This is a genomic window from Arthrobacter sp. MP_M4, from assembly GCF_035984855.1.
Lineage (GTDB): Bacteria > Actinomycetota > Actinomycetes > Actinomycetales > Micrococcaceae > Arthrobacter.
Genome location: NZ_JAXCHX010000020.1, coordinates 65,961 through 77,210 on the forward strand (window position 1 = coordinate 65,961; position 11,250 = coordinate 77,210).

The 11,250-nt window shown below is 67.4% G+C and carries 12 protein-coding genes; 5 read left to right on the plus strand and 7 right to left on the minus strand.

Annotated features, from left to right (window positions below; translation table 11 throughout):
• Window positions 1-7: 7 nt before the first annotated feature.
• From RCH15_RS14125 to RCH15_RS14145, 5 genes are all read right to left on the minus strand, one after another.
• Complete coding sequence (locus RCH15_RS14125) at window positions 8-1,312, minus strand: cation:proton antiporter (protein WP_326961297.1); 1,305 nt, start codon at window positions 1,310-1,312, stop codon at window positions 8-10.
• Between the two features lie 112 nt (window positions 1,313-1,424).
• The gene (locus RCH15_RS14130) at window positions 1,425-1,679 is read right to left on the minus strand and encodes a hypothetical protein (protein ID WP_326961298.1); all 255 of its coding nucleotides are present in this window, start codon (window positions 1,677-1,679) and stop codon (window positions 1,425-1,427) included.
• Window positions 1,680-1,828: 149 nt separating this feature from the next.
• Entirely contained in the window at window positions 1,829-3,532 is a 1,704-nt protein-coding gene (hutH, locus tag RCH15_RS14135) for a histidine ammonia-lyase (RefSeq protein WP_326961299.1), read from the minus strand.
• A gap of 5 nt (window positions 3,533-3,537) precedes the next feature.
• Complete coding sequence (gene hutU, locus RCH15_RS14140) at window positions 3,538-5,256, minus strand: urocanate hydratase (RefSeq protein ID WP_326961300.1); 1,719 nt, start codon at window positions 5,254-5,256, stop codon at window positions 3,538-3,540.
• A gap of 219 nt (window positions 5,257-5,475) precedes the next feature.
• Window positions 5,476-6,315, minus strand: a complete 840-nt coding sequence (locus tag RCH15_RS14145; protein ID WP_326961301.1) for an IclR family transcriptional regulator — start codon at window positions 6,313-6,315, stop codon at window positions 5,476-5,478.
• 389 nt (window positions 6,316-6,704) lie between these two features.
• On the opposite strand from RCH15_RS14145, the gene RCH15_RS14150 reads away from it, so the two are divergent.
• The gene (locus tag RCH15_RS14150; protein ID WP_326961302.1) at window positions 6,705-6,965 is read left to right on the plus strand and encodes a hypothetical protein; all 261 of its coding nucleotides are present in this window, start codon (window positions 6,705-6,707) and stop codon (window positions 6,963-6,965) included.
• 17 nt (window positions 6,966-6,982) lie between these two features.
• Window positions 6,983-7,204: a helix-turn-helix domain-containing protein gene (locus RCH15_RS14155; protein ID WP_326961303.1), complete on the plus strand. Its 222-nt coding sequence runs from the start codon at window positions 6,983-6,985 to the stop codon at window positions 7,202-7,204.
• Between the two features lie 25 nt (window positions 7,205-7,229).
• Here the strand turns inward: RCH15_RS14155 and RCH15_RS14160 are convergent, their stop codons facing one another.
• On the minus strand, window positions 7,230-7,979 hold the full coding sequence (locus RCH15_RS14160; protein ID WP_326961304.1) for a 3-hydroxybutyrate dehydrogenase: 750 nt from the start codon (window positions 7,977-7,979) through the stop codon (window positions 7,230-7,232).
• 141 nt (window positions 7,980-8,120) lie between these two features.
• Between RCH15_RS14160 and RCH15_RS14165 the strand changes: the two genes are divergently transcribed.
• A complete protein-coding gene (locus RCH15_RS14165) occupies window positions 8,121-9,029 on the plus strand; it encodes a LysR family transcriptional regulator (protein ID WP_326961305.1) in 909 nt (302 codons plus the stop codon).
• 37 nt (window positions 9,030-9,066) lie between these two features.
• Here RCH15_RS14165 and RCH15_RS14170 read toward each other — a convergent pair whose 3' ends face one another.
• Window positions 9,067-9,990: a spermidine synthase gene (locus RCH15_RS14170; RefSeq protein ID WP_326961306.1), complete on the minus strand. Its 924-nt coding sequence runs from the start codon at window positions 9,988-9,990 to the stop codon at window positions 9,067-9,069.
• A 254-nt stretch (window positions 9,991-10,244) separates the two neighbouring features.
• Here RCH15_RS14170 and RCH15_RS14175 point away from each other — a divergent pair, with 254 nt between their 5' ends.
• Together RCH15_RS14175 and RCH15_RS14180 are read left to right on the plus strand one after the other, a co-directional pair.
• The gene (locus RCH15_RS14175) at window positions 10,245-11,096 is read left to right on the plus strand and encodes a hypothetical protein (protein WP_326961307.1); all 852 of its coding nucleotides are present in this window, start codon (window positions 10,245-10,247) and stop codon (window positions 11,094-11,096) included.
• On the plus strand, window positions 11,093-11,250 hold a 158-nt coding region (locus RCH15_RS14180), incomplete at its 3' end, for a phage holin family protein (protein ID WP_326961311.1). The genes RCH15_RS14175 and RCH15_RS14180, both read left to right, overlap by 4 nt.

An 11,250-nucleotide genomic window follows, 5' to 3' on the forward strand; every position in this document is an offset into this window, starting at 1 on the left:
GGGCCGTTCAGATGGGCGTGACCTGCGCCTTGCCGTCGTCGCCATGCTGCTGCACGGCCCGCTTTTCACGGAGCCGGTCGAGCCGGTTCATGACCGGCGCCGTAGTGGCGCCGTGCAGCACGATGGACATGGCCACCACCAGGCCGATGAACGCCCACAGTTGCTGGGCCTGGGCGTCGAAGTCGCCCTTGCCCAGCGCGTAGGCGAGGTAATAGAGCGAGCCGATTCCGCGGATGCCGAAGAAAGCAATGGCAATCCGTTCCCGGGGCCCCGTCTTTCCCCGCGCCAGGCCGATCCACCCGGCGAGTGGACGGACCACGAGCAGGAACGCCAGCGCCACCAGGATCTCTACCCAGCCGATGCCGGCCAGCAGACCCCGGGCTATCGCGCCGCCCAGAAGCACCAGGATGACCACTGTGAGCAGCCGTTCGATCTGTTCCACGTAGGAGTGCATCACGCGGTGGAATCCATGCGTCCGTTCGGCGGCCCGAATGGTCACCGCACAAACAAAGACGGCGACGAATCCGTAACCTGAGAGCATCTCCGTCACGCCGTAGGCCAGGAAGGTCGCCGCGAGCGCCACGAAGCCCTCGGAGTGGTTGGACAGCCGGATGCTGTCGCGGGCGGAGAAGAACAGCAGGCTCAACGCCTTTCCGGCGAGCCAGCCGAGGAACAGCCCCATGCCGATCCGCCAAAGGACGTCGGTGGCAAACCAGGAAACAAACCACTCCGACGGCGACGGGCCCACCAGGCTGATGGCGATGGCCAGATACACAAACGGGAACGCCAGTCCGTCATTCAGGCCTGCCTCGGAGGTGAGGCCGAAGCGGATCTCGTCCTCGCCGCGGGCGGATTCCTCCTCGTCGTCGGCGGGTTCGCCCACTTGGACCTCCGAGGCCAGCACAGGGTCGGTCGGCGCGAGCGCCGCCGCGACCAGCAGCGCGGCTCCAAGCCCGAGGCCCAGCACCCCGAGTCCCAGCAGGGTGAGGCCAACAATGCAGAGCGGCATGGCAATGCCAAGCATCCGCCAGGTGGTGGACCAGCCGCGTTTGCTCACGGGGCGGTCCAGTGCGAGGCCGGCTCCCATCAGCGAGATGATGACGCAGATTTCCGTCAGATGGGCGGTGAACTCCCGGTGCTGCAGGGGATCCGGGTTCGGCAGTTCCGGCATGAACGTGAAGGCCAACATTCCGGCGCCCAGAAACACCATCGGCATGGACAGCGGCGCTTTGTTCAGCAGCTTGGGCAGAAGCGCGGCCGCAAAAACGGCCAGGCCGGCCACCGTAAAGATGATGCTGGGGGCCTCAAACACGGCGTAATCCTCCTGGTTAAGCCCGGATGCCCGGGGATGACAGGAGCGCCGTCCCTGTGGAACGGCGCCCCCTCACCAAGATACGCGCGTACTGCGCCAATACCGATTGCGGCTAGCTGCGCCGCACCTCCACCCCGTCGGATTTCAGGAACAGCCGGGTCTCGGCGGGTGCTGGTGGAACCGACGGGTCCGCCGGGACGAGCCAGAGAACATTGCCGCTGCTTGAAACCTCCTCGACCGAACCGGCCGCCAAAACCTGGGCGTGCTTGAGGATTTCGACCCGGTCACCGGCCGCGAGGCCCCGCCAGTCGAAGACGATGTTGGCCGACGCCGTGCGCTTGGACAGGACCGTCCCGCGTGCTTTCATGAACTTCTACCCCTTTGTATATGTTCTTTCTCACAACGTCATTGGTGTGATTCTTCATTCCTACTACACTTCGCAGGACCCTGCCCGCGGTGCGGGCACTATTTCGGTGGCAGCGGCAAATCGCCGCTCCCGCCGCAGATTCTTTTCCCTCAGGCGAGATTTCCGACGGCGGATTCGGCCGCCGCCCGCACCTTGCCCGAGGCAACCAGAAGGTCCGCCGCTTCCAGCTCAGGCGAGAGGAACCGGTCTGTGCCCGGGCCCTCGACCACCTCGCGCAGGGCGGCGACCACGGCGGTCCCCGCTGGTCCCGGCGTGAGTTCGCCGCCGGAAAGCTGTGTCCGGATGTCCAGTGCACGTGCCGACGTCACGAGTTCGATCGCAAGAACCCGGCGCAGGTTCTCCACGCCGCGGCGGAGCTTGCGGGCCGCGTGCCAGCCCATCGACACGTGGTCCTCCTGCATCGCGGAGCTCGGGATCGAATCCACCGACGCCGGGACGGCCAGCCGCTTGTTGTCCGAGACCAGCCCGGCCTGGGTGTACTGGGCAATCATCAGCCCGGAGTCGACGCCGGGATCCGCGGCCAGGAACGCCGGCAGTCCATGCGAGCGGGCCGGATCCAGCATCCGGTCGGTCCGGCGTTCGGCAATGGAACTTAGGTCGGCGACGGCGATGGCCAGGAAGTCCAGCACGTAGGCCACGGGGGCGCCGTGGAAGTTGCCGTTGGAGCTGACGCGGCCGTCCGGCAGGACCACGGGGTTGTCGATCGCGGCGGCCAGCTCCCGGGAGGCGACCAGGGCTGCGTGGTCCACGGTGTCGCGGACGGCGCCGGCCACCTGGGGTGCGCACCGCAGCGAGTAGGCGTCCTGGACCTTGGTGTCGTTGATCCGATGCGAGGCCACGATCGGGGAGTTGGACAGGACGCGGAGCATGTTGTCCGCGGCGGCGGCCTGGCCCGGGTGCGGCCGGAGGGCCGCGTGCAGCTCAGGCAGGAACACCTGATCCGTGCCGAGCAGCGCCTCGACGCTGAGCGCGGCGGTGATGTCCGCCGTCGTGAGCAGCTGCCGGAGGTCCGCAATGGCCATCAGCAGCATGCCCAGCATGCCCTCGGTGCCGTTGACCAGGGCCAGGCCCTCTTTTTCGGCCAGGATGACAGGCTCGATCCCGTGCTCGGCGAGGAGTTCAGCGACCGGCCGCCCGCCCTTGGCGCCGTACAGTTTCCCGTCCGGGCCGGTGGCTTCGCCTTCGCCCATCAGGACCAGGGCGCAGTGGGACAGCGGTGCGAGGTCACCCGAGCAGCCGAGGGAGCCGAATTCGCGGACCACCGGGGTGATGCCGGCATTGAGCACATCCACCATGGTCTGGAGCACCACGGGGCGGACGCCGGTCCGCCCGGAGGCGAGCGTCTTGGCGCGCAGGAACATGATGCCGCGGACCACCTCGCGCTCCACGGCGGGGCCCATGCCCGCGGCATGGCTGCGAATCAGTGACTTCTGCAGCTGGGTGCGCAGTTCGTTCGGAATGTGCCGGTTGGCCAGGGCTCCGAATCCGGTGGAGATGCCGTAGGCCGGCACATCGCTGGAGGCAAGGCTGTCGATGTGGGCGCGGACCTTGGCCACGGCCGCCAGCGCGTCCGGGGCAATGGCCACCCGGGCGTCGTGGCGGGCGACGGCGACGACGTCCTCCGCGGTTACGCCGCTGGATCCGAGGGTGACGGTAAGTGATGAGTGGGTGGGAGCCACGCCGACAGGGTTTCCTGGCCGTGGGTCCCGGCCGGCGAGGGAGCCGGCCTGGGCTTGCGAAGGCTGGGAGCCGGCGGGGAGTTGCGAGGTCAGGGAGTTCGTGGGGACAGCCATGGTTCCTACTTCTGTGCTTGTGCGGAGTTGTCGGACTCCAACATGGGGATGCGGACGCCGCGTTCCTTGGCGACGTCGACGGCGCGGTCGTAACCGGCGTCGACGTGGCGGATGACGCCCATGCCGGGGTCATTGGTGAGCAGGCGTTCGAGCTTCTGCGCGGCGAGGTCGGTTCCGTCGGCCACCGAGACCTGGCCGGCGTGGATGGAGCGGCCGATGCCGACGCCGCCGCCGTGGTGGATGGAGACCCAGGTGGCGCCGGAGGCGGTGTTGAGCAGGGCGTTGAGCAGCGGCCAGTCGGCGACGGCGTCGGAGCCGTCGGCCATGGCTTCGGTCTCGCGGTACGGGGACGCCACGGAGCCGGAGTCGAGGTGGTCGCGGCCGATCACAATGGGCGCCTTGACCTTGCCCTCCTTGACGAGTGAGTTGAACAGCAGCCCGGCCTTGGCGCGGTCGCCGTAGCCCAGCCAGCAGATGCGGGCCGGCAGGCCCTCGAACTCGACGCGCTCGGCGGCGGCGTCGATCCAGCGGTGCAGGTGCTTGTTCTCCGGGAAGAGGTCTTTAATGGCCGCGTCCGTGACGGCAATGTCCTCCGGGTCACCGGAGAGTGCCACCCAGCGGAACGGGCCCATGCCCTCGCAGAACAGCGGGCGGATGTAGGCCGGGACGAAGCCGGGGAATTCGAAGGCGCGGTTGTAGCCGCCCTTGCGGGCTTCATCGCGGATGGAGTTGCCGTAGTCGAACACTTCAGCACCGGCGTCCTGGAACTCGACCATGGCCGCCACATGCCTGGCCATGGAGGCCTGGGCCTTCTTGGTGAAGCCCTCCGGGTCAGCTGCGGCCTCGCGGTGCCATTCCTCGACCGTGATGCCTTCGGGGAGGTAGCTCAGGGGGTCGTGCGCGGACGTCTGGTCCGTGACGATGTCGACCGTGAGCTCGCCGGCGTTGTGGCGGCGCAGGAGCTCCGGGAAGACCTCGGCAGCGTTGCCGACGTAGCCCACGGACCAGCCGCGGCGCTCGGCCTTGGCCGCCATGACCTTGGCGATGGCGGCGTCGAGGTCGGTTTCCACCTCATCGAGGTAGCGCTTTCCGGCCCGGCGGCGCAAATGGCTTTCGTCGACGTCAACAATCAGGCAGGCGCCGTCATTGAGCGTCACGGCGAGCGGCTGCGCACCGCCCATTCCCCCGCAGCCGCCGGTGAGCGTGAGGGTACCGGCGAGGGTACCCTCGTCGTCGCCGGTGAGCTTGCGGGCAATCGCGGCGAACGTTTCGAAGGTGCCCTGCAGGATGCCCTGGGTGCCGATGTAGATCCAGGACCCGGCCGTCATCTGCCCGTACATCATCAGGCCCTCGGCCTCGAGCCGACGGAATTCAGGCCACGTCGCCCAGTCGCCGACGAGGTTGGAGTTGGCCAGCAACACGCGCGGGGCCCACTCATTGGTGCGGAAGACTCCGACGGGCTTGCCGGATTGGACCAGCAGTGTCTCGTCCTTTTCCAGTGTCTCCAGGGTGCGGGTGATCGCGTCGAATGCAGCCCAGGAACGGACGGCGCGGCCGGTGCCGCCGTAGACCACCAGGTCATCCGGGCGCTCCGCGACCTCGGGGTCGAGGTTGTTCATCAGCATGCGCAGCGGCGCTTCGGTTTGCCAGCTCTTGGCGGTGAGCTCGGTGCCGCGGGCGGCTTTGACCGGGCGGGCACCGGTGGTGAAATCGGCGGGTGCCATGAGGACTCCTCGTTGTCTTGATAGTTCTCGGGTAGGGGGTTCTGTATCAACTAAAGCCTGTGCCCGGCCCCGGAAACAGTGGGTGCGGGCGGGCTCTGTCCGGGATTCCAGACCCCGACGCTGGACGACGTCACCGTACGTTGCGCTATCACTCCCGGTCCTTAAAACGCGTGGATAGGAACCGTAAGTGATAGCGCAACGGGCCGGCGGGAGGAACGTTCAGGCGGAGGGCCGGCCGTGGATCCTGACGGACAGTTCGTCCGCGGCCTTCCGCACCCGGGCGGCGAGGGCCGGCCACTCCTGGGGCGGCAACTTGTCTTCGAGGAAGGTCACCGCTACAGCGGCGGTGGGCCAGCCCACGTGGTCTGTGACGGCGGCTGCGATCGAGCCAAAGCCCGGCGTGACCTCCCCGTGTTCGGTGGCATAGCCGCGCAGCCGGACCTGGTCCAGGTGGGTGGACAGCGCCGAGTACTTCAGAATGGGCGACTCGGTCTGGTGCCGGGCTGTGAACGCTGCGGCGTTGGGGTAAAGGGCCCGGACCTGCGATTTCGGCAGGGCAGCGAGGATGGCCCGCCCGCTCGCGGTGAGGTGGCTCGGCAGCCGCACACCGACGTCGGTCACCAGCGAGGGGCGGTTCTTAGCCCGCTCCTCGACGATGTAGAGAACGTCGCGGCCGTGCAACACGGCGAGATGCGCGCTCTCGCCGATGACGTCCACCAGAGCCGCCAGCAACGGCCTGCCCAGGCGTGACAGCGGCTCCTGCCGCGAATACGCCGAACTGAGCTCGAAGGCGCTGATCCCAAGCCCGTAGCGCTGCTCTTCGTGCAGATGCAGGACGAAACCGTTGGCCTCCATCACACCCAGCAAGTGATAGACGCTGGAGCGCGGCAGCGCCAGCGCCGTGGCAATGTTCGAGGCCGCCATCGGCCCCCGTTTGGAGGCGAGAAGCTTAAGGATGCGCAGGGTGTTTTCGGCTGCCGGAACCTTGGAGGCAGCCTTCGCCCGGGCGGCCCGGGGTCCCGTTTCGGTGGTCCCCGGGGTGACGCTGGTGCTTGGCATGGATCCTCTTCTGCTGCGCGGTGTCCGGTATCCCGTACTTAATCATGCGCCCAGGCGGCGGCGGCGAACTGTCCCGAGCCGTGCCTGCCGTCTGGAATACCGGACAATGATTGCCGGTCCGGCACCGGGGGTGCGGCACGACCGCCGCCATCATGGCGGTCGCCCTGCGGAGCGCCGGCTGAGAAGGTGGAAACAAGTAGTTACCCCCTGCGCCCCAAGTGGTGGCCGGTCCGTAAGCGGTGGAAGTTACTCGTGTGACGCAAGCGCTTAGGAGCTACAGTGGCTTCACGGCGGAGCGGACCGGCTGGAGAGCCGGTGGGGGGCCAATCCGCAACCGGCCCGGGCGCGCTGGAAATCAGGCGGGCCCGCCTTTCGAGGGAGTGGTTCCGATGGAGTCTTCAGCTTCTGCGCAGGTCCAGCGCGAACGAGGCCGCATGGCCAGTTTCCTGTCTGAAAGGGTGGGCCGGGCACGAACACCGCGGGTCCCGTTCCGGGCGGGCCAGGTGGTGGTCGGCGACGATCCATTCAACGGCCGGCACCTGGGCACGGTGGTAACTATCGATGCCCCCTATGTCGGGCTTCGGACCGCCGGCGGCGCGCCGGGCGACGTCGTGTTCTATGACTTCCGGCAACTCCGGTACCCCGACTAGTGGACAGGCCAGAGGATATGAGCTCAGCAAACGTCTCTTCGCATTTCCTGACTATCGCGGAAGTTGCAGCCGCCATGCGGGTTTCCAAGATGACCGTCTACCGGCTGGTGAAGGCCCACGCCATCGCCGCCGTCCGGGTGGGCCGATCGTTCCGGGTTCCCGAGGACGCCGTCAACGACTACATCCGCCGGTCCACCGAACCCGCCATCCCGGACGAGGACGAGAAGACAACGGACTGAGAAGACCCGGTCCGGGACCGGCCGGCTACCGGGCCGACCAGCCGCCGTCCATCGTGTAGCTGGCACCGGTGACCATGCCGGCGTCATCGGATGCCAGCCAGGCCACGAGCGAGGCGACTTCCTCCGGCTCGACGAGCCGCTTCACGGCGGACTCGGTCAGCATGATCTTGGCGAGGACCTCTGACTCCGGGATCCCGTGCACCTTGGCCTGGTCGGCAATCTGGGATTCGACGAGAGGCGTGCGGACGTAGCCCGGGTTGATGCAGTTCGATGTGACGCCGTGCGCTCCGCCTTCCAGGGCTGTGACCTTGCTCAGGCCCTCCAGGCCATGCTTGGCGGAGACGTAGGCACTCTTGAAGGGCGAGGCCCGCAGTCCGTGCACCGAGGACAGGTTCACGATCCGGCCGTAGTTGTTCGCATACATGTGGGGCAGGGCGGCGCGGATGAGCAGAAATGGCGCTTCCAGCATCAGGGTATGGATGCGGCGGAAATCCGCGGGGTCGAAGTCCTCGATCGGACTGATCCGCTGGATGCCCGCGTTGTTGACCAGGATGTCACAGTCCAGGCTCAGGGCCTCAAGAGCGGCCACGTCCAGCAGGTTAACCGCCCAGGAGGTGCCGCCGACCTCATCGGCGAGGGCCGCTGCGGCGGCCTCATCGACATCCGCGATGACCACCTTGGCACCCCGTGCGGCGAGGGCACGGACGCTTGCAGCGCCGATCCCGCCGGCTCCCCCCGTCACCAGGGCCTTGCGCCCGTTCAAGCTGCTCTCCATGTCTGCACTCCTCGTCTCGGCGGTCTTCCACAGCCCAGAAGAGGTGCAACGCACAGCGCTGAGCGGCTTTACTGAGTATTGCCGCACAAAGTGGGTGATTCAATGGTCAAACCAGCACCCCTTGTGTGCAAAATTGCAGATATGAACGCCAACCCCGATGACCTGCTCGTGCTCCTGGCAGTATCCCGCTCCGCAAAGTTCACGACGGCGGCGCAGTCACTGGGACTGAACCACACCACAGTGTCGCGGCGGATCGCGGCGCTGGAGAAGGCTCTGGGCGGCCGGGTGCTCTCGCGTGCCTCCGGCGGCTGGGAGCTGACGGATCTGGGGGCGGAAGCAGTGAAGGTGGCGGAGCGCGTGGAAGCTGCGATCCGGACCCTCGAACTGCCGGGCCGGGTCCCGGACCCGATCACCGGCGTGGTCCGGATGACTGCCACGGACGGCTTCAGCGCCTACATTGCGGCGCCGGCGGTGGCACGGCTGCGCCGGGACCATCCCGGCCTCAGTGTCGAGATCATCACGGTGACCCGCCGGGCACTCCAGCAGCGCTCAGGACTGGACATTGAAGTGGTGGTGGGGGAACCCCAGGTGCACCGGGCCGCGGCGGCCCGGCTCGGCGAGTACATGCTCGGCATGTACGCTTCCCGGGACTACCTCGCCGAGTACGGCACCCCCACCACCGTCGAGGAAGTGACCAAACATTCTCTCGTGTACTTCGTGGATTCCATGCTTCAGGTGGACGATCTTGATGCCCCGCGCCGGCTTGTCCCGACCATGCGCGACGGCCTCAGTTCCACCAACGTATTCGTTCATGTCGAAGCGACCCGCGCCGGCGCGGGGATCGGATTCCTGCCGTGTTTCGCGGCGGACCTGCATCCGGACCTGGTCCGGCTGCTGCCGGAGGAGTTTGCCGAACTGCTGCCGTACTGGATGGTGCTCCGGCCCGACTCCATGCGCCGGCCCGCCGTCGCCGCCGTGGTGCACGCGCTGCGCGAACAAACGAAGGCGCACCGGAAGGCACTGCTCGGCCGGGGCGGCCCCGCCTCCTAGCGCGCTCCGCAGGCATTTTCCGGCCGCTGGCCGGCCGCTAGACAGCAGCCGACGGCAGCGGCGGGCCCACCGTGTCCGGGTCGCGCCGCACCGGGGAACCGGCGGCGAATGCCCTCACCTTGGCGTCGTCCCAGATGTGGGCTGGCACCGCGCCGCCCAGCAGCCGCCGCGCCAGTCCGGGGTCGCCGTCGAACGGAAGATCACTGCCGGCCATGATCATGTTCCCGTAACGCCGGCCCTTGAGCATGGCCGGGTCGGCGATGATCATGGTGTGCTTGAAGGTGTCCGCAATGGTCGCGGCGTCTTCGCGGGCGTTCCTGAGGTCAGGCGCGTCACCGGAGTTCACTATGTAGATCCCGCCGGGCGCCAGGACGCGCTGCGCGTGTTCGTTGAATTCCCGTGTGGTGAGCGGACGCGGCGTCACTGAACCGGCAAAGACGTCCCGGATGATCAGGTCCCGGGTCTGCGGAGTCAGGCTCTCGGTGACCTCGCGGGCCTCCCCCACCCGCAGGCGCATCAGCGGCGCCTTTGGCAGGTCGAACCAGCCGCGGACGAACTCGGCGAGCTTCCCGTCGAGTTCCACCACCACTTGGCGGGCTTCCGGATAGGCGGCGTGGAAATAGCGCGCCAGTGAGCACGCCCCGCCGCCAAGATGCAGAGCCCGCAGCCTGGTCCGGGCTTCCCGCGGCCACCGCGATTCCACCAGGGCCGCAATCCAGCGCATGTACTCGAAGTCGAGGAACAGCGGATCGGCCAGGTCGATGTGGGAACTCATGACGCCATTGATCCGCAGCAGCCAGCCCGTGGAGTTGTCCTGGTCGGCGATCAGTTCGCAGTCACCGGTGTCGATATAGTAGACACCCTCCACCGGGCCCTCGGGGCGACCGCCCTTCGGCAAATCCACCACTCCGGCGATCCTCTCGGCGGTGTTGCGGCCGGCGGCCCTGCCCCGCTTGGCCACTAGTCGCCTACCGTTTCGCTCATCTTTCCAGCCTAGTTCACCGGCCGGAACGGGCCTCACCGCCGCAGCTTGACCCCGGCAGGGCCACGCTCCCCGGGGTGGACCCTTCGTGCCGCATGCGCGCGAAGCCTGAATCTGTCGTTTCAAAAAACGATGGAAAGGGTACTTACTATTTGTTAGTAATCATGCTTACTATTGTCTCTCCAGATATTGCTGGTTCGTGATCAGCAGCCGATCTTGAAAAGAGAGCGAAGATGACAGAGAACCAATGGCCCCAGGACGGTAGCTTCGGCAATCCCACCGCCACGCAGCAGGATCCCCTTCGGGCAGAGACCACGTTCCCGCGGGCAGCCAACGGCGGGCACACCGCCGAAGACACCACCGACGGAACGTCCAAGACTGACGCCGTCAAGGACGAGGCTGCCGACGTCAAGCGCCAGGCCGCCGATTCAGCCCAGTCAGTGGCCTCGACGGCCAAGACCGAAGCCGCCAACGTCGCGACCGAGGTGAAGACCAACGCCAAGGATCTCCTGAACCAGGCGAAGTCGGACCTGACGGATCAGGCCGGCACGCAGCAGCAGAAGGTCGCCGAGGGCCTGCGCTCCGTATCCACGGAACTGCACACCATGGCCGACGCGTCCGAGGAGCCCGGCGTCGCCGCAGACCTCGTGCGCCAGGTCGCCGAGCGGTCGTCCGCCGTCGCCGGCTGGCTCGAGGGCCGCGATCCCGGGTCGTTGCTGACCGAGGTAAAGTCATTTGCCCGTCAGCGTCCCGGCACCTTTTTGATGATCGCAGCCGGAGCCGGTGTTCTCGCTGGCCGGCTCAGCCGCAGCCTCAGCGCTGGTGCGCCGGACGCAGCCAACGCCACCGCAGGCACAGGCATCAGGGTTCAGGACACCGGCATGGCCGTGCCGCCGCCGCCGGTCCAGATGCCCGCCCCGGCAACCACGACGGCGGGCTTCGCCGACACCTATCCGCCCAGTGCCCTCGAGACCGAACCGTTGGCCGGACGCAGCGGACAGGGCGCCTGGGGCACCGAGCCCGTCGTGACCGACCCGCTTACGGATCCGCTCCGCGACGATCCCTTTGACGGCGGCCGTCGATGAGCAGCGAACTGCCTTCGACGCCGGCGCAGGCGAAGGCTGAGTCGTCGTCGTTGGGTGATTTGTTGGGTGATGTGACCCGGGATATGTCGACGTTGATGCGGCAGGAAGTTGAGCTCGCGAAGGTTGAGTTGAAGCAGTCCGCTTCCCGTGCGGG